Origin of the sequence: Paraburkholderia sp. SUR17 (genome assembly GCF_029536165.1) — a bacterium.
Taxonomy (GTDB): Bacteria; Pseudomonadota; Gammaproteobacteria; order Burkholderiales; family Burkholderiaceae; genus Paraburkholderia; species Paraburkholderia kururiensis.
In genome coordinates, this window is the sequence record NZ_CP120508.1 from 3,764,957 (window position 1) to 3,782,975 (window position 18,019).

The 18,019-nt window shown below is 63.8% G+C and carries 16 protein-coding genes and 1 pseudogene; 14 read left to right on the forward strand and 3 right to left on the reverse strand.

Features of this window, described 5'->3' with window-relative positions; genetic code table 11:
• The first annotated feature begins 21 nt into the window (after window positions 1–21).
• The 5 genes from P2869_RS16870 to P2869_RS16890 are packed head-to-tail and all read left to right on the forward strand — an operon-like array spanning window position 22 to window position 4,552.
• A complete protein-coding gene (locus P2869_RS16870) occupies window positions 22–687 on the forward strand; it encodes an acetyltransferase (RefSeq protein WP_277597038.1) in 666 nt (221 codons plus the stop codon).
• 18 nt (window positions 688–705) lie between these two features.
• Window positions 706–1,656 carry a hypothetical protein gene (locus P2869_RS16875; protein ID WP_277597040.1) on the forward strand — a complete coding sequence of 317 codons (951 nt, stop codon included), beginning with the start codon at window positions 706–708 and terminating at the stop codon, window positions 1,654–1,656.
• Between the two features lie 15 nt (window positions 1,657–1,671).
• Window positions 1,672–2,610: a GNAT family N-acetyltransferase gene (locus P2869_RS16880; protein ID WP_277597041.1), complete on the forward strand. Its 939-nt coding sequence runs from the start codon at window positions 1,672–1,674 to the stop codon at window positions 2,608–2,610.
• A 29-nt stretch (window positions 2,611–2,639) separates the two neighbouring features.
• Window positions 2,640–3,461 carry a phytanoyl-CoA dioxygenase family protein gene (locus P2869_RS16885; protein ID WP_017772188.1) on the forward strand — a complete coding sequence of 274 codons (822 nt, stop codon included), beginning with the start codon at window positions 2,640–2,642 and terminating at the stop codon, window positions 3,459–3,461.
• Complete coding sequence (locus P2869_RS16890) at window positions 3,458–4,552, forward strand: FkbM family methyltransferase (protein WP_277597042.1); 1,095 nt, start codon at window positions 3,458–3,460, stop codon at window positions 4,550–4,552. Before P2869_RS16885 ends, P2869_RS16890 begins: the two co-directional genes overlap by 4 nt.
• Window positions 4,553–4,583: 31 nt before the next feature.
• Here the strand turns inward: P2869_RS16890 and P2869_RS16895 are convergent, their stop codons facing one another.
• On the reverse strand, window positions 4,584–5,615 hold the full coding sequence (locus P2869_RS16895; protein WP_277598162.1) for an aldo/keto reductase: 1,032 nt from the start codon (window positions 5,613–5,615) through the stop codon (window positions 4,584–4,586).
• 133 nt (window positions 5,616–5,748) lie between these two features.
• Between P2869_RS16895 and P2869_RS16900 the strand changes: the two genes are divergently transcribed.
• From P2869_RS16900 to P2869_RS16920, 5 genes and pseudogenes are all read left to right on the forward strand, one after another.
• The gene (locus P2869_RS16900) at window positions 5,749–6,657 is read left to right on the forward strand and encodes a LysR family transcriptional regulator (protein WP_017772191.1); all 909 of its coding nucleotides are present in this window, start codon (window positions 5,749–5,751) and stop codon (window positions 6,655–6,657) included.
• Window positions 6,658–6,961: 304 nt separating this feature from the next.
• Window positions 6,962–9,253: a nitric-oxide reductase large subunit gene (locus P2869_RS16905; RefSeq protein WP_042302097.1), complete on the forward strand. Its 2,292-nt coding sequence runs from the start codon at window positions 6,962–6,964 to the stop codon at window positions 9,251–9,253.
• A 71-nt stretch (window positions 9,254–9,324) separates the two neighbouring features.
• Complete coding sequence (locus P2869_RS16910) at window positions 9,325–9,636, forward strand: metal-sulfur cluster assembly factor (RefSeq protein WP_017772193.1); 312 nt, start codon at window positions 9,325–9,327, stop codon at window positions 9,634–9,636.
• 4 nt (window positions 9,637–9,640) lie between these two features.
• On the forward strand, window positions 9,641–10,846 hold the full coding sequence (locus P2869_RS16915) for a hypothetical protein (RefSeq protein ID WP_277597043.1): 1,206 nt from the start codon (window positions 9,641–9,643) through the stop codon (window positions 10,844–10,846).
• Window positions 10,847–10,888: 42 nt separating this feature from the next.
• A pseudogene (locus P2869_RS16920) lies at window positions 10,889–11,128 on the forward strand (DUF2249 domain-containing protein); the annotation flags it as partial.
• A gap of 287 nt (window positions 11,129–11,415) precedes the next feature.
• On the opposite strand, the gene P2869_RS16925 reads toward P2869_RS16920, so the two are convergent.
• On the reverse strand, window positions 11,416–11,823 hold the full coding sequence (locus P2869_RS16925; RefSeq protein ID WP_017772196.1) for a putative zinc-binding protein: 408 nt from the start codon (window positions 11,821–11,823) through the stop codon (window positions 11,416–11,418).
• 251 nt (window positions 11,824–12,074) lie between these two features.
• Here P2869_RS16925 and P2869_RS16930 point away from each other — a divergent pair, with 251 nt between their 5' ends.
• The 3 genes from P2869_RS16930 to P2869_RS16940 all read left to right on the forward strand — a co-directional run bounded on the left by P2869_RS16930 (window position 12,075) and on the right by P2869_RS16940 (window position 14,298).
• On the forward strand, window positions 12,075–12,545 hold the full coding sequence (locus P2869_RS16930) for an Rrf2 family transcriptional regulator (protein ID WP_277597044.1): 471 nt from the start codon (window positions 12,075–12,077) through the stop codon (window positions 12,543–12,545).
• 69 nt (window positions 12,546–12,614) lie between these two features.
• Window positions 12,615–13,031 carry a PAS domain S-box protein gene (locus tag P2869_RS16935; protein ID WP_277597045.1) on the forward strand — a complete coding sequence of 139 codons (417 nt, stop codon included), beginning with the start codon at window positions 12,615–12,617 and terminating at the stop codon, window positions 13,029–13,031.
• 67 nt (window positions 13,032–13,098) lie between these two features.
• Window positions 13,099–14,298, forward strand: coding sequence for an NnrS family protein (locus P2869_RS16940; protein WP_277598163.1), 1,200 nt, complete (start codon window positions 13,099–13,101; stop codon window positions 14,296–14,298).
• A gap of 69 nt (window positions 14,299–14,367) precedes the next feature.
• Here P2869_RS16940 and P2869_RS16945 read toward each other — a convergent pair whose 3' ends face one another.
• Window positions 14,368–16,143: a methyl-accepting chemotaxis protein gene (locus P2869_RS16945; RefSeq protein ID WP_277597046.1), complete on the reverse strand. Its 1,776-nt coding sequence runs from the start codon at window positions 16,141–16,143 to the stop codon at window positions 14,368–14,370.
• A 627-nt stretch (window positions 16,144–16,770) separates the two neighbouring features.
• Here P2869_RS16945 and P2869_RS16950 point away from each other — a divergent pair.
• Window positions 16,771–17,967 (forward strand): hypothetical protein, encoded by a 1,197-nt coding sequence (locus P2869_RS16950; protein ID WP_277597047.1) that lies wholly within the window; start codon window positions 16,771–16,773, stop codon window positions 17,965–17,967.
• The last annotated feature ends 52 nt before the right edge of the window (window positions 17,968–18,019 follow it).

Consider the following 18,019-nt stretch of genomic DNA (forward strand, 5'->3'; position numbering starts at 1 on the left):
GTCTTTGAAGGAGGAGCAAAGATGACCAGGAAACTCGTATTGATCGGCGCCGGCGAAATGGCCGAGATCGCAGACGAATACTTCACGCACGATTCCGACTATGAGGTCGTGGCGTTCTCGGTGGAGCGCGACTACATCCGCCAGCCGGAACTCAACGGCAAACCCGTGGTTGCGTACGAAGAGCTCGAAACGCTCTATCCGCCGTCGGAATACACCGTGTTCGTGGCGATTCCGTCGTCGCAGCTCAACGCGCTGCGAACGCGTTTCTACCTGGACGCCAAGAAGAAGGGCTATCGCTTCGCCACCTACATCAGCTCGCGTGCGTTCGTGTGGCGCAACGCGGTGGTCGGCGAAAACACGTTCATCTTCGAGAACAACGTGATTCAGCCGTTCGTGACCATCGGCAACAACTGCATTCTGTGGAGCGGCAACCATGTGGGTCACCGCAGCGTTGTCAAAGACCACACGTTCATTTCGTCGCACGTGGTGATCTCGGGCTACTGCGAGATTGGCGAATACTGCTTTCTCGGCGTGAACAGCACGTTCAACGACCACGTGAAGGTGGGCGATCAATGCGTGATCGGCTCGGGCGCCCTCATCACCAAAGACACCGAAGCCAACCGCGTCTACGTTGCCACCGGCGCGAAGCAGGTGCCGGGCAAGCTCGCCACCGAAGTGGACCTGTAAGACCTCTTCCGCACGCACATGACGACGATTCATTGGGAAAAACTGGGCGCCGTTTTTCATACCGCGACGCAGGGCAAGCCGTGGATGAAGAACTCGGCGCTCACACCCACGCCCTTCAGGCTCGATGACCGCACGATTCGCGTGTATGCGGGCTTTCGCGACGAAGCGGGCGTGAGCCGCATCGGCTACGTGGATGTGGACGCCGAAGACCCTCGACGCGTCGTTCATGTGTCGGATGCACCCGTGCTCGACATCGGCCGCAACGGCTGCTTCGACGACAACGGCGTCATTCTGGGCGACGTCGTGCGCGGCCCGCGCGGCGTGTACCTGTTCTACGTGGGCTTTCAGCTCGTGGCGAAGGCCAAGTTCCTCGCCTTCAGCGGTGTCGCGCTTTCCACCGACGGCGGCCACTCGTTTGCGCGTATCAGCGAATCGCCGATTCTCGATCGCGCAGCAGGCCAGTCCACCATCGGCGCAATCCACACGGCGCGCTTCGAAAACGGCCGCTGGCGGCTCTGGTACGCATCCGGCGACGATTGGGAAATCATCGACGGCAAGCCGTTTCCGCAATATCACATTCGCTACGTCGAAGCCGACGACCTGCTCGACGTGCCGCGGCAAGGCGATCTTTGCGTCGACGTGCGCGACAGCGAGTACCGCATCGGCCGGCCGCGCGTCTACGTGATGGGCGGCGAGCACGTCATGTATTACACGAAGGGCACGCGCGAGGGCGACTACTTCCCCGGGCTTGCGCGCTCGCCCGATGGCAGGCGCTGGACGCGGCACGACGATCAGCTCGGCATCGCGCTCTCCGCGACCGGCTGGGACGCGCAAACGCTCTGCTACCCCGCGTTGATTACCGTACGCGACGACACCTACATGTTCTACAACGGCAACAACATGGGCTACGACGGCTTCGGCTGCGCAAAAGCGACGGGCGTAACGCTCGACGAGATCGAACCACGTTGAACCTCGACACCGGCCGTGGACACGACAATCTCGCTCAAGCCCTATTCGACGGAAGACGCTGCCCTCTGGGACCAGACGGTGCGGCAGTCGTGCAACGGCAATCTGCTGCATCTGCGCGGCTACATGGATTACCACCGGGACCGGTTCGATGACTGCTCGCTGATCCTGTTGCGCAACCAGAAACCCGTGGCCGTGTTTCCCGCGAGCCGCAGCAGCGACACGGTGAGTTCGCACGGCGGGCTCACCTACGGCGGACTGCTTCACACCGAAGACCTGGGCACGCACGACACGCTGCTCGCCTTCGCCGCGATTCGGGAACACTACCTCGCGCTCGGCATCCAGACGATCGTCTACAAGGCGATTCCCGCGGTATTTCACAGCCTGCCTTGCCAGAACGATCTCTATGCGTTGACCTGCGCCGGCGCGAAGCTGATTCGGCGCGATGCGTCGTCGGTGATTCATCTGCAAGAGCCGTTTTCGTTTTCGAAGGGCCGCAAGTGGGCCATCAACAAGGCGAAGAAATGCGGCGTCACGGTTCAGCAGTCGCAGGACTTCGAGGGCTTTCACACGCTGCTTTCGCAGGTGCTCGGGAAGTTCGGCGCGAAGCCCACGCACTCGTGCGCTGAACTGAAGTTGCTGTCGGGACGCTTTCCCGACGCCATCACGCTGCACGTCGCGCAACGGGACGAGGCGCTGCTTGCCGGTGTCGTCGTGTACGACTTCGGGCACGTCGTCCACACGCAATACATGGCGAATTCCGATGACGGCCGCGAAATCGGCGCACTGGATCTGCTGGTGGCCGAACTGATCGCGAAGTATCGCGACCGCACGTTTTTCAGCTTCGGCATTTCGACCGAAGAGCAGGGATTGAAACTGAACGCGGGGCTCATCGCCCAGAAAGAGGCGTTCGGCGCGCGCACCGTCGTGCACGATTTCTATTCGTGGCCGCTTTGAATCCGATCGCTTGATATCTCGCCCAGACAATGAGCACGCTCGACCAACACGTTATCTGCCACGGCATCACCGAACGGCACACATCGGCCACGGACATCGACTTCTGCGTCGAAGAGATTTTCACGAAGGGCTATAGCATCATTCCAGGCAGCTTCGATGCCGCCACGATCGCGCTTGTCTCGGAGTATTCGGACAAGTCGTACCAGAAGCAGTGCGAGATTCTGGGCGGCGAGCAAAACCTGGCTCGAATCAACGACGCGAACATCGCGAGAGCGCCCTGCGCCGATTTCGACCTGTTCGTCGATGTCGCGATGGACCCCAAGGTGCACGCCGTGGCAAACGCGCTACTGGGCAGGAACTACATCCTGTATTCCCAGAACGCGATCATCAACGTGCCCACGACGAACCACTATCAGTTCTCGTGGCATCGCGACCTGAACTATCAGCACTGGACTTCGTCGCGCTGCCTCGCACTGAGCGCGCTGCTTTGCGTGGATCCGTTCGACGACGTCACGGGCGGCACTTATGTGCTGCCCGCCACGCACAAGGTCGAGCAATTTCCGTCGGACCGCTACGTGCTGGAAAACCAGTTGTGCGTGCACGCGCAGCCCGGCGACTGGATTCTGTTCGACAGCATGCTGTTTCACCGCACCGGAAAGAATTCGTCGAACGCGAAGCGGCGTGCCGTCAATCACATCATCGTGCCGCCGTTCATGGCCCAGCAATACGACTTCATGGGCATGCTGGGCGACCGCCTGAAAACGAACGAAGAGCGCGTGTTCTTCGGCCAGGGCCGAAAGACGGCACCGTCTGCCATCGAATGGCGGCAAAGCAGGATCAACAGGCTATGACATCCCTCCACGAAACCATCGACGCGCTGTTCGAGCGCGCGGCCCGCGAACTCGAAGCGAAGACGGCCGCTTTCGATCCGAACAACTTCTGTTTGCTCGGCGCGGGCAACATGGGACGCGCGGCGCTCGCGCAGTTCAGGCAGATCGGTGTCGAGCCGCGTGGATTCATCGACGACACGCCCGGCAAGCGGGGCACGACGATCGAAGGGTTGCCGGTGTTCGGCGAGCGGCCCGACCCTTCGACCACGGTGATCGTGTGCATCCACAATCCGCGCCACGACTACTTCAAGACGCTGCAGCGATTCGGTCCGAACACGCTGTCGTTCATGCATATACCGTGGCTCTTTCCGCAACTGACGTTTGCACACGCCGCGCATCCGGACGTCTATCGCCGCTATCGGGACGACATCTTGGCGCTGTACGAAGCGCTGGCCGATGAAACCTCGCGCCGCACGTTCCTGGAACAACTCACGTTTCGCCTCACGCTCGAATGGAACTTCGAGGAGCATTCGGCCACGCCGTATTTCCCGGACGGCATCGGCTTACCGTTCGAGGAGAAGGTCAGTTTCATCGACGCCGGCGCCTTCGACGGCGACACGGTGAAGCTCTTCGTCGAGCACTTTCCGCGTCCGGGCAAGATCATCGCGATCGAAGCAGACCCGCAGAATTTCGCGAAGCTGCGAGCGTATCTCGCGGCGCTTGGCATCGATCACGTCGCGCACCACGCGGCGGTGGACGGCAAAGAAGGCGAACTCCGGTTCGATGCGACCGGCGACATGGCGGCGCGGCTGTCCGAAACCGGCCAGGTCGTGGTGCGCTGCCATACGCTCGAACATTTCATGAAGGACGTGGACGGCCCGTGCTACGTCAAGTTCGACGTGGAAGGCGCGGAGTCGGCCATCATCACCGAATCGCTGGAGCTTCTTCGCGAGAAGAAGCCCATGCTCGCCGTGAGCATCTATCACCACGCGCCGGACATGATCGAGATTCCCTTGCAGTTGCATCGGCTCGGGTACCGGCTGTCGATGCGCTATCACGGCATCGACGGCGCTGATCTGGTCTTGTACGCGATGCCGGGCGAACCTCATTAAGGCATTTCGCCCTCTCACCCGCATCGGCACATTAAATCGGCGCATTAAGCCGCGCAAACGCCTCCTGCCGTCGATACGGAAAGTACGGATAAGGCGCCGTAACGGCGCTGGCCGCATCCAGCCGCGCCACCTGTTCGGCAGTAAGCGCCCAGCCCACGGCGCCCAGGTTCTGCCGCAGTTGCGCCTCGTTGCGCGCCCCGATGATCACCGACGACACCGTGGGCCGTTGCAGCAGCCAGTTCAACGCGACCTGCGGCACCGTCTTGCCAGTCTCGGCGGCCACTTCGTCCAGCGCATCGACCACGCGGTAGAGATAGTCGTCGTCCACCGGCGGCCCGTAGCTCGCCGTTTCGTGTAGCCGGCTGCGTTCGGGCAGCGGCGCGCCGCGCCGGATCTGGCCCGTCAGGCGCCCCCAGCCCAGCGGGCTCCACACCAGCGCGCCCAGGCCCTGGTCCGCGCCGAGCGGCATCAGGTCCCACTCGTAGTCGCGGCCGATCAGCGAGTAGTAGACCTGGTTGGCCACATAACGCGGCCAGCCGTGCTGGTCCGCCACCGCGAGCGACTTCATGATCTGCCAGCCCGCGAAGTTCGACACGCCCACGTAACGCAGCTTGCCGGCGCGCACGAGGCTGTCGAGCGTGGCCAGCACTTCTTCGATGGGCGTGGCCGCGTCGAAGGCGTGCAGTTGCAGCAGGTCGATGTAGTCGGTGCCGAGTCGGCGCAGCGCGTCGTCCACCGCGCGGACAAGACGAAAGCGCGAGGTGCCGGCGTCGTTCGGGCCGTCGCCTGTCGGCAGGCCGGTCTTGGTCGAGATCAGCACGCGGTCGCGGCGGCCCTTGATGGCGGCGCCCAGCACTTCCTCGGAGGCGCCGTTCGAGTACACGTCCGCGGTATCGAAGAGATTCACACCTGCGTCCAGACAGATGTCGATCAGACGGCGGGCCTCGGCGGCGTCCGTATTGCCCCACGCGCCGAAGAGCGGCCCGGCGCCGCCGAACGTGCCAGCCCCGAAGCTCAGCACGGGCACCTTGAGTCCCGAACGTCCCAGCGCGCGATATTCCATGTCCATGGCGGATTCCTTTCCTGGTTGAGTCCGTTGATGCCGTTGAATGGCAATTGCGCGGCAGACTGTAGCCCTTGCGGCTTTTCCTGATAATCGGGTAGGTTTCGAAAAAATATTTCGGGAGTGCCGAAAAGTGATTCTGGAAAATCTCGCGCTGTTCCTGCGCATCGTGGAGAAAGGCGGCCTCGCGGCGGCGGGGCGGGACTTCGGGCTTTCGCCGGCCACGGTCTCCGAGCGGCTGGCTTCGCTCGAGAAGTACTACGGGGCGGCGCTCCTCGTGCGCACCACACGCGCCATCAGCCTCACCGACGAGGGGCGCATGCTCGTGGCCGGCGCGCGGCGGCTGCTGGCCGAGGCGGAGGAAGTGGAAAGCACCATCAAGCTGGGTATGCACACACTGTCCGGGCCCATTCGCCTGAGCGCGCCGCTCGACATGGGCCGACGCCGCATCGTGCCGATTCTCGACGCCTTCATGGCCGACCACCCCGGCGTCACCGTGGACCTGCACCTGAGCGACGGTTACGTCGACCTGGTGGGCCAGGGGCTCGACTTCGCCATCCGCCACGGCATGCTTGCCGACAGTTCGCTGCGCAGCCGGTCGCTGGGCGGATATCGGCGGCTTGTGTGCGCTTCGCCGGCGTACCTCGCTGCACACGGCACGCCGCAGCATCCCAACGACCTCACGGCGCACGACTGCATCGTGGTGCGCTTCGGGCAGGATCTCTACGGCGAATGGCCGTTCCGCATCGACGGCGCCATCCAGCGCGTGATGGTGCGCGGCCGCCGCGTGGCCAACGACGGCGGGCTCGCGCGCCAATGGTGCCTGGACGGCCACGGCATTGGGCTGAAGTCGCTGTTCGACGTGGAGGCGGACCTCGCCTCGGGCGCGCTCGTGGAGCTACTCAGCGACTATTCGGCGGGCGACATCGATCTGCGCATCGTCTACCCGGCAAGCGCCGTGCAGCCGCGGCGTGTGCGTACGCTGATCGACTGCATCGCGAAAACGTTCGAGCCCGCGGCCTCCGTCACGTCCTCTATATAAGAGCGCCCAGGCGCCGCCTTCCGCTGTTTCTCCACCACGCGCGTCGCTTCAAGAGGCTGCGGCCAAACAGCGCAGCCCACCTGCGGCGCTGTGGCCGTCAGCGCGCCTAAATACATATTTTCAATATATTTTTCCTTCGGCACTGCTCCGGCGGCGCCGTCGCGACGCTTGCTTTTCGCGCTTTACATCCCTTTTGAGCGCGACCTATGATGCCGATAACATTTACGAGAAATGAATGTTTAACGCCTGCGAGCCCAACGCGATCGCAGACACATTTGCGGCATCCGCTGGGAAGGAGAAGAAAGTGCAATCTACGCGTCGTTTATGGACATGGCTCGGGCTCGTCTGCCTGCTGTCATTTGGGGCCCTGCTGTGGTTGGGCAGGGAAATCTATCTGTCGGCACCGCCGATTCCGAACGAAGTGGTGACCGAAAGCGGCCAGCCGCTCTTCACGGGCGACCAGATCCGCCGCGGCCAGCAGGTGTGGCTCGCCGCGGGCGGCCAGCAGGTGGGCACGGTGTGGGGCCACGGCAGCTATGTGGCGCCCGACTGGTCCGCCGACTGGCTGCACCGCGAAGCGCTGCGGCTGCGCGACGTCTGGGCCCAACAGCAGTTCGGCAAAACCTGGCAGGCGCTGCCCGCCGACCAGCAAGGCTTGCTCGACGCACGGCTGCAGCGCGAAATGCGCGCCAACCGGTACGACGCAGCCTCGGGCCGGCTCACGGTATCCGACGCGCGGGCGGTCGCCATTCGCGAGGTCGCCGCGCACTACGAAGGCCTGTTCGGCACGGACGCCTCGCTCGACACGCTGCGCGACCAATACGCGATGACCGCGGGCTCCGTTCCGAATGCCGCGGACCGCACCGCGCTCGCCTCGTTCGTGTTCTGGTCGGCGTGGTCGGCCACCACGAACCGGCCCGGGCAATCGGACATCACGTACACCAACAACTGGCCGCATGAGCCGCTCGTCGGCAATACGCCCACGGTGGCGAACGGCATGTGGTCGATTGCGAGCGTGATCCTGCTGCTGGGCGGCATCGCCGGCATGATCTGGTACCACACGGCGCACAACAGCGACGAAACGCCGGCGCAAACGCCCGCTACAGATCCGCTCTTCAGCGTGGAACCCACGCCTTCCATGCGTGCGACGAAGAAGTACTTCTATGTGGTGATCGCGCTATTGCTCACGCAGGTCGGCATGGGCGCCATCACCGCACACTACGCGGTGGAAGGACACAGCTTCTTCGGCTTGCCGCTTGCCGAAGTGCTGCCCTGGGTGGTGAGCCGCACGATTCACACGCAGCTCGGCGTGCTGTGGATCGCCACGGCCTGGCTCGCTACCGGTCTCTACATTGCGCCGCTGCTCTCCGGGCGCGAGCCGAAGCTGCAAAAGCTCGGCGTCGACGTGCTGTTCTGGGCGCTGATCTTCATCGTGGCCGGGTCCACGGCGCTGGGCTGGATCGGCTCTTTGCAGCATCTCGGCACGAACTTCAGCTTCTGGCTCGGTAATCAAGGGCTCGCCTATACGAGCATGGGCCGCGTGTGGCAACTGCTGCTGTTCGTCGGCCTGCTGTTCTGGCTGTTTCTGCTGGGCCGTGCGCTGCTGCCCGCACTCAAGGACCGCAACACGAGCGGACGCGGCTTGATCGCCATGGTGTTCCTCTCCGCGACCTGCATCGGGCTCTTCTACGCGTCGTCGCTTGCGTGGGGTCAACACACGCACTACTCGATGATCGAGTACTGGAGATGGTGGCTCGTGCATCTTTGGGTGGAAGGCTTCTTTGAAGTGTTCGCCACGGCAGTAATCGCGCTGATCTTCTCGAGGCTCGGGCTGATTCGCATCGAAAGCGCCAATCGCGCCATCGTGCTCGAAACCATCGTGTTCCTCTCGGGCGGCATTCTGGGCACGCTGCACCACCTGTACTTCACCGGTGCCTCGACTGCCGTGATCGCCGTGGGTGCGGTGTTCTCTGCGTGCGAAGTGGTGCCGCTCGCGCTGATTGGCCTGGAAGGCTGGCACACGTATCGCAGAACGGAAGCCGCGCCGTGGGTGCAAACCTACAAGTGGGTGATTCTCTGCTTCGTGGCCGTGGGCGTGTGGAACACGGTGGGCGCGGGCCTGCTCGGCTTCGCGATCAATCCGCCCATCTCGCTCTACTACGTGCAGGGCCTCAACATGACGCCGGCCCACGGCCATGCCGCGCTCTTCGGCGTGTACGGCATGCTCGGCATCGGTCTGATGCTGTTCTGCCTGCGTGGCCTCTCGCCGCGCGCCGCGTGGGACGACACGCTGCTCAAGCCCGCCTTCTGGCTGCTCAATGTGGGGCTCTTCATGATGGTGTTCCTCTCGATTCTGCCCTCGGGTATCTACGAAGCCTGGGCGAGCGTCAGCAAGGGGCTCTGGTACGCGCGTTCGCCTGAGATCGTGCACGCGCCCATCATGCAGGCCCTCGTGTGGATGCGTGTGCCGGGCGACGTGCTGTTCGCCGCGGGCGTGCTCTACCTGGGCTGGTTCGCGCTGCGCCTGCTGCGCCGTGTGGAGCCTACGCGACTGCAACCGGTCGCAACGGCGAAGCGGGTTACGCAACGCGTTTGAGTAGCACGGCGCGGGCTGTGCGCGGCCCGCGCCACGCGCTCGCATTGCATTGCATCGCATTTAGGATTGCCATGAACACGATCATTGCCGGGATGCGCGAGGCGCTGCGCACCGTGGTAGACCCCGAGGTGGGCGTGAACGTTGTCGACCTCGGGCTCGTCTACGACATCGTTCCTGCGGACGGCCGAATCAGAGTCGACCTCACGATGACGTCGCCCGCCTGCCCGATGGGCGAAATGATGCTCGAAGAGGTCAAGGCCGCCGCCGAGGCCGCCGCGCCCGCCGGCGTACAGGTGGACGTGGAGTTGGTGTGGGAACCCGCATGGGACCCGTCCATGATGAGCGACGCGGCGCGTGACGCGCTGGGCTGGCTCGAGAGCTGACACCATGAACGTCACGCGTTTGCTCATTCGCTGCGCCAAGGTGCTTGCTGCCGTCGTGATCGCGCTGACGCTCGCGTGCGCGCTGCTGGCCGGCCTCGCGCGGCTCGGCGTAAGCGTGCCCGCGCACGCGGCGGCGAATGCGGCCTGGCACGGCGTGCTCATACTGCCCGTGTTCTTCGGTGGACTCGTGAGTCTCGAGCGTGCCGTCGCGCTGCAACGGCGCCTCTATTTCGTGGCGCCTGCTGCGGCGATTCTCGCGGGCGTCATGCTGGTCGCGGGCGCGTCGCCTGTGGTCGCTCAAGTGTTGCTCGTGATGGCTGCCACCGTCGCGCTCGCGGCGAATCTTCGCGTACTGCAACGCCAGCGCGCGTTTCATCTCTACGTGCTCGCGCTGGCGGGGCTGTGCGGATGGTTCGGCAATGTCGTCTGGTTCGCTACAGGCGACGTGCTGGACGCGGTGCCCGCATGGCTCGCGTTTCTCGTGCTCACCATCGCGGCCGAACGCCTCGAACTCACGCGCATGCTGCGTCTGCCGCGTTTCGCGCGGCTCAGCTTCTGCATGCCGGTGGCGGGACTACTCGCAAGCCTTCCGTGGTCACTGTGGCAACCCGCAAACGGCATGCGGCTCTTCGCTGCGAGCCTCGTGTTGCTTGCCGCGTGGCTCGCGCGATACGACATTGCGCGCTACACCGTACGTCAACGCGGGCTCACGCGGTTCATCGCGGTGTGTCTTTTGAGCGGCTACGGATGGCTCGCGGTGAGCGGTGTGCTCGGCTTCAGCGGCGCGCTGTTGCCGGGCCACCCGTGGCACGACGCAGCGCTGCACGCGCTCACACTCGGCTTCGTGTTTTCGATGGTGTTTGGCCACGCACCCATCATCTTGCCGGCGCTTACGCGACTGCCGGTGAAGTACCACCCCGTGTTCTATCTGCCCCTCGTCGCGCTTCACGGCGCACTCGCGCTGCGCGTAACGGGCGGGCTCACCGATGTATTCGCACTGCGTCAGGCAGGCGGCGCAGCGAGCGGCGCGGCCATTGCTGCCTTTGCGCTGACCTTGCTGGCGGCGGTGGTGTCGGCGCAGCGCACCCGCGGCCGAGGCGGCCCGGATGGTCCGCATCGCAAGCGCGGTCCGCACGACTCCCACGGTCCGCGCGACGGTGAACAACGCGCGTTCGCGCTGCGTCCCTCGCGCCGCGCGAACGCGTCCTGATCTTTCCCGATCCTAACTTTTTCCTTCTCAAAGGAGCTTTTCATGACCGACAGTTCGAGCCTCAACACATTCATCTTCGACGCACGCGGCATTGCGAAGCGTCTGCGGCATGGCGCCATATTCGGCGCCATCGAATCGCTCGCGGATGGCGAGCGCATGCGCTTCGTCAACGACCACGATCCGCTCCCGCTGCTGTACCAGATCGAGCAACGCTACGGCGGACAGGTGCGCATCGAGTACGTGGAGCGCCGGCCGCAACAGATCGTGATCGACTTCGTGGTCGCGCTGGATGCCGCACAGGCTGCAAACGATGCGGGCGAAGCGGCGGGTTGTGCCGGCGGAGCCGGAGGCGGCGGCTGCGGGTGCAGCAGCTGAGATTTGTGGCGCGGCTGAGCGCGGCGATCGTCGCGAATACATGCGAAGCGGCGAACGCTGCTGGCTCAGTCGCATCGCGGCACTAAAGCGCAGTTGAAGGCCGCTGCCAGGCGACGCAGATGAAGCGCAAAGCGGCTGACGGGCCTCGTTAAAGACCCATCAGCCGCTTACGTTTTTCGGATGGTGCCGATCAATCAGGCGACGTCGTGCTCCTGCACAACCGACGCATCTGCCGCAAGCTCGAGTGCCACGTCCTCCGCTGCGGCGAGTACACGTTCGGCGTCGGCGGGATCGAAGTCCATGTGGAAGCGCTTTCTCACGCCCTGCTGGTCAAGCTGGAGATGCTTCGCCGGCGTGATGCCATGACGGGCCAGCGCGCTCTTCACGCAAACGAGGGGGCAACCGTCGATTGCGAGAATGGGTCGTCCCGAATGGGCAACTTTCAGCAGCGCGGGAACATCCCCGCCTACGCCCGCGATACACGACATCTCGGCCTTGCCGCGGCGGTCCAGCTGCAGCGCCACATGGTTGGCCAGTTGCGCGGCGCTCGAACAGCCCGAGCACGAGTACACAAGCGGTAGCGCTTTTCTTTCGTTGCCCATCTGGTCACTTCTCCCTGTTACGTTGAGACGCTGCCTCCTGCTCCATATGATTTCTCACCGTTAGAACATTTAGCGTTGCGCGGCACGCGGGCCGCACTTGGGTGATTGTCTCGCTACAGGGTTGCAACGGCTTGATATCGATCAGTATGGTGGCGCGTTTCTCTGCGAGAGTTCGTTATGGCGACTTACCACGCAGACTGGCGCGACGGTGGCTTAAAAGATATAGTATTCGCATATCTTAAAGGTGTTCCATGAGACTGACGGACTTTACGGACTACAGCTTGCGCGTGCTGATCTACGTGGCGGTACGCGACGACGAGCTGGTGACGATCCAGGAAATTTCGGACACGCTCGGCATTGCGCGCGGCCATCTCGTCAAGATCGTTCACGCGCTGGGGCGCGCCGGCTACCTGAACACGATTCGGGGCCGCACTGGCGGACTGCGCCTTGGCCGGCCCGCGAATCGCGTCACGGTGGGCTCCGTGGTGCGCACCACGGAGCCCGATTTCCGCATGGTCGAATGCTTCGACACCGAGGGCAACAAGTGCGTGATTACCGCGGCATGCGGCCTGCGTGGCGTCCTCGGGCGTGCGTTGCGCGCCTATATGGAAGAGCTGGACAAGTACACGCTTGCCGACATCGCCGCGGAACGCAGCACGCTCGCGCGGCTGCTGGGAAGCGCGGCAACGGTTCAGCCACTTGTCAGGATGGCGAAGCAGTAGCCGCTTCTTCGCGAAGCAACGTAAGCCATGACAGTGGCAACGGCGCGAAACCGATCCGGGAGCAGCACGATGGAAGAGGCAACTGCATTGAGCGAGCGAATCATCGACGACATGGCCGACGCCATGATCTACGCGAACCGGTCGGGTGTGATAGCGCGCTGGAACCGCGCCGCCGAGGCGCTGTTCGGCTTTACCGCTGCCGAGGCGCTGGGCAGCCGGCTCGACCTGATCATTCCCGAGCATTTGCGCGCTGCCCACTGGCGCGGCTTCGACGCAGCCATGGCCAGCGGCACGACGCGTCTGCATGGCCGCGCCACGGTCACGCGTGCCGTGGACAAGTCGGGGCGCAAGCTTTACGTCGAAATGAGTTTTGCACTGGTGCACGACCGGCAAGGAGCGGTCTGCGGAACAGTGGCGGTCGCGCGCGACGTCACCGCGCGCGTGGAACAGGAACGGATGATGGCGCGTCACGGCGGTGCCGTGTAGTCGTCGCGTGGGCGGGTCCACCTGGGATGGAGCAGGATCGCACCCGCGAATCAGGAGAAGCAACATGATGAAAATCAGCGAGCCCTTTTCGGGTCACCCGCATCGGCCGGGAACAGCACTGCCTGTTCTGCGCCTCGGCTTTCGGCCGTTTTATCTGGGCGGTGCCGTGTTCGGCGCGGTCGCAATCGCACTGTGGCTGCTCGGGCTACACGGCACCGCGGTGGCGGGCCGTTCGTCGGCGATCAGCGGCGTGATCTGGCATGCGCACGAGATGATTTTCGGGTTCGTCGCGGCGATCGTCGTGGGCTTTCTGCTCACGGCCGTGCGCGCGTGGACGCAGCTCGATACGCCGCGCGGCGCGTCCCTTGCCGCGCTCTGGCTGCTGTGGGCAGCGGGGCGCGTGTTGGTGTGGTCGGGACCGGAACCCGTGGCCGCGGTGGTCGATTCCCTCTTTCTTCCGGTGGTGGCCGTGGTGCTGCTGCGCGTGCTCAAGGCGGCCGGCAATCGACGCAACATGTTCCTCGCCGTGGCGCTCGCGCTGCTCGGCACACTGAATGCGCTCTTTCACTGGTGGGCGTGGGACGGTCGCGCCGACCTCGCCTTGCGCGCCGCCTATGCGGCCACCGGGCTCGCCGTGATGTTCGTGGCCGTGATAGCGGGCCGCGTGGTGCCGATGTTCACGACAAACGCCATCCCCGGTTTCACGGTGCGCCGCTTCAAGCCCGTCGAAACGCTTGCTGCGCCCCTCGTGGTCGTGACGCTCGCTGCGGACGCAGCCGGTGCGCCGGCATGGCTCGTGGGCGTGTGCGCCGCGGCAGCGGCCGTGGTCCACGCCGTACGGATGTACGGCTGGCGCTCGTGGCGCGTGGGTGCGCGGCCCATTCTCTGGATCCTGCACGTTGCTTACTTCTGGCTGCCCATCGGCTTTGCGATGCTTGCGCTTGCCGCGTTCGACGTGCTACCCCATTCGCTCGCCATCCACGCGTTGACAGTGGGCGCGATGGGCTGCGCGATCATCGCCATGATTACGCGTACGGCGTTGGGCCACACGGGGCGCAGGCTCGTCGCAGGACCGTACGAGATCACGGCTTACTGGCTCATGATCGCCGCTGCCGTGGTGCGCGTATTCGGCCCGCTGCTTGTGCCCGCGATGACGGGCGCCTGGATCGATGGGGCCGCTGGATGCTGGTGTGCGGCGCTGGTGGTCTACCTGCTCAGGTACGCGGGTTATCTGACGTCGGCGCGCGCCGATGGTAAGGATGGCTGAGAAAGCGCCGGAAGCGCACGAGGTCGCGCGTTGTTGCGCCCCTTCAGCGCGCTTCTGCGAAGTCCAGAATCAGAACGTCTCCCAGGCCTGATTCGACTGCGTCGATGCCACTGTTGCCGCCACGGCAACGGGCACGGGTGCGGGTGCGGCTGCCGCACTGGCAGCAACAACCGGTCGCTTCTCGACGGGCCTGCTCGCCCGTGCGACTGCTGCTGACTTGTGCGCCGTGGTCTTCGGCGCGGAAGCCTGAACGCGCGGCTTGCTATATGCCGCGACCGCAGACGTGGAAGCCGCGCCCGAATTGGCGAGCTTGAAAACGGCAACCGTGCCGGTCAGATTGACCGACTGCTCTTCGAGCGAATGCGCGGCCGCTGCGGCCTCTTCCACGAGCGCCGCGTTCTGCTGGGTCACTTCGTCCATCTGCATGACCGCTTGATTGACCTGCTCGATGCCGCGGCTCTGTTCTTCAGAGGCCGCCGCGATTTCGCCGACGATATCGGATACCTGTTTGATGGCCTGTTTGACGTCGGCCATCGTGGTGCCCACGTCGCCTGCCTGCTTCGCGCCGTCGTGGATCATCGAGACCGAGGTCCCGATCAGCTCCTTGATTTCCTTCGCCGCCGAAGCAGAGCGCTGCGCCAGGCTGCGGACTTCGCTCGCCACCACGGCGAAGCCGCGGCCTTGCTCGCCCGCGCGTGCGGCTTCCACTGCCGCGTTGAGCGCAAGAATGTTGGTCTGGAACGCGATGCCTTCGATCACGCCCGTGATGTCGGAAATCTTCGTCGAGCTGCTGCTGATGCGTTCGATCGTGCCCACCATCGATTGCACCGCGTCGTTGCCTGCGTCGGCCATATCGGTGGCGCGCGTGGCGAGTCCGTTGGCTTGCCTCGCGTTGTCGGCGTTCTGCTTCACGGTTTCGGTGAGCTCCGTCATGCTGGATGCCGTTTCTTCGAGCGATGCGGCCTGCTCTTCGGTGCGCGCGGAAAGATCCGTATTGCCTGCGGAGATCTGGCGTGCCGCGACTGTCACGGACTCCGCGCTCGACTTGATGCCACGCACGGTCTCGCTCAACTGCTGGTCCATCGTCTTCAGCGCTTCGAGCAACTGGCCGAATTCGTCGCGCGAATGTACGGTGATGCGGTTCTCGAGCTGGCCGCCGGCGATGCGGTTCGCCACGCCCACGGCTTCGCCCAGCGGCTTCGTGATGGCGCGCGAGAGGTAGAGCATTGCGCCCGTTGCGCCCACAATTCCAAGGCCAATCAGTGCGACGGATATCCAACGGATGGTGCCGAAGGTTGATTCGCTATCCGTAACGGCTTCCTTGGTCTCGTGCTCGTTTTCGACGAAGTCCTCGTCGATCGATTTGGCGAGCGCCGCGTTCAACTGCCCATTCCGGGTGATAAGTTCCGCGACCGCGTCGTAGTTGCCGGCCTCGAGCCCGGAGACCTGTTCGGCGGTACTGGCCTTGAACTGCGAGAGCGCGTTGTTCAAGTGGTCCGCAATTTCATGTTCCTTCGCGCTGGTGACGCGAGCCGGGTAGTAGTCGTGCCAGCTCTTGTCGATTTGCTCCAGATCCGCACGCATGAGATCGATGGCCGACTTCGTCGCCGTGGCGTCGCGAAAGGACACGGCGCGACGGACCTGCAGACGGACGTCGAGTTGCGCGGCGCGCACATCCGAGAGATCGATGATCGGGATGAGATTGCCCGTGTACGTATCGTTGACGTTCGCGTTCAGCCGCGAGAGGCCGATTTGTCCGAACACGCCAACCGCGATGATGAGCCCGATGCAGACGGTGAAGGCGAGAACGATCTTGAACTTGATGCTGTGCGCGAGAGTGTGCATGTTGCGTCCGTGCTGAGCCGGGTTGTTATGTTGGGCGCTGCCGTGCGCCATTTTTGTGGCTGATATTTTGTGGCTGACAGTCAGTATGTTTTACGGCCGTTTTCACAAGGACTTGAGCGCGGTGGACGTCCTGCATTCCTGAACGTTTTTGCCGGGTAAGGACGTGGTGCTCAGCGTATGCGGACAAATTACACATTCACTTCATCAGCATGCACATAGCCTTTCACCGCAAGTGCTGCGGCGTGTGTTGCCGTCGGCGTCGGCGGCCGGTCCGCGACGTGCTCAGCGCGGGCGAGCAAAGCAAGGCGGCGTATGAATTACCGCTTGCGACGAATCCTTGCAATGTGTAGGCTATGCCGCGCTATAAAACGACTACAAATAAAGGCTCGGCATGCGACGGCGTTCGGGGTTGCTACAAGCGGATCTACGTCCTCTTCTTGATCGAGGAGGCCCGGCAGGGCAGCCGGATAACACTCAAGAATGCGGGTTGGCCATATGAGATGGGCGACCCGCATTGCACGCGGGCTACTCGCCTGCGGTTTCGTCTCGCTTGCAGCGGGCTGTGGCGGAAACGGAAGCTCCAGCACCACGACTTCGCAGGGAAGCGGCTATTCGATTGGCGGCTCTGTGACAGGCTTGTCCGGATCGTTGGTGATGCAAAACAACGGCGGTGACAACCTCACCGTCAATGCCAACGGCGTGTTCACCTTCGCAACCCGTGAGCCAAACGGCGCAGCGTACAAGGTGTCGGTGTTGACGGCGCCGGCCAGGCAGACGTGTACCGTGGCCAACGGCGCAGGTTCCGTATCCGGGTCCAATGTCACCAGCGTATCCGTCGTCTGTTCTGCCAACGCGTATAAGGTGAGCGGCGCTATCACAGGATTGAACGGCACTGTCGTGTTGCAGAACAACGGCACCGACAACCTTGCAAGGTCTGCGAACGGCGCATTCGTATTCGCGTCGCCCGTTGCACAGGGCGGCAGTTTTTCGGTCAGCGTGCAGGCCAATCCGGCGGGACAAAGCTGTAGCGTGGCGAATGGCTCGGGCGTGATGGGAACGGCCGATATCACCAACGTTGCCATCACGTGCACCACGAACGCCTACACGGTAGGCGGCAATTTGACGGGCCTCTCCAGCGGTACCGTGGTATTGCAGAACAACGGCGGCGACAGTCTTTCTGTGGGCGCAAACGGCGGGTTCACCTTCCCCTCCGCTGTTGCTTACGGCAATCCGTATAACGTCACGGTGTCCAGCGAGCCCGCTAACCTCAGTTGCCCCGTGAGCCATTCTTCGGGCACCGTGAGCACCAATGTGACGGACGTGTCCGTGAGTTGCTCGTGCGCCTCGGGCTACAACCTGTGCTCGGGTGCATGCGTCAACACTTCCAGCGACGCGTCGAATTGCGGTGGGTGCGGTGTTGTCTGCGCGGCTAACCAGGCGTGCAGTTCAGGGTCGTGCGTGGCGGCGCCGTGTTCCACCAACGCCAATTGCACGGGCGGCGATGTCTGCTTGGGAGGCACCTGCCAGGCGCCCACCTGCAGCGACGGCGTGAAGGACGGCAATGAAACAGCTACGGATTGCGGAGGAGGCACCTGCTCGACGTGTTCCGCGGGCAGCAGCTGTCTTGTACCGAGCGACTGTCAATCAGGCGTGTGCACTTCGGGAACGTGCCAGGCGGCCACCTGCACGGACGGCGTAAAAAACGGCTCGGAAACCGGCGTGGACTGCGGCGGCGGCGCATGTGGCGCCTGTAGCGCGGGTAACGCTTGCCTGGTATCGACCGACTGTCTGTCAGGCGTCTGTTCAGGCGGCATCTGTCATTAGCCGGCTCGCTCTCAATGCGCAGATGGGCGCTGCCGTCCGTCTGCGATTCAAT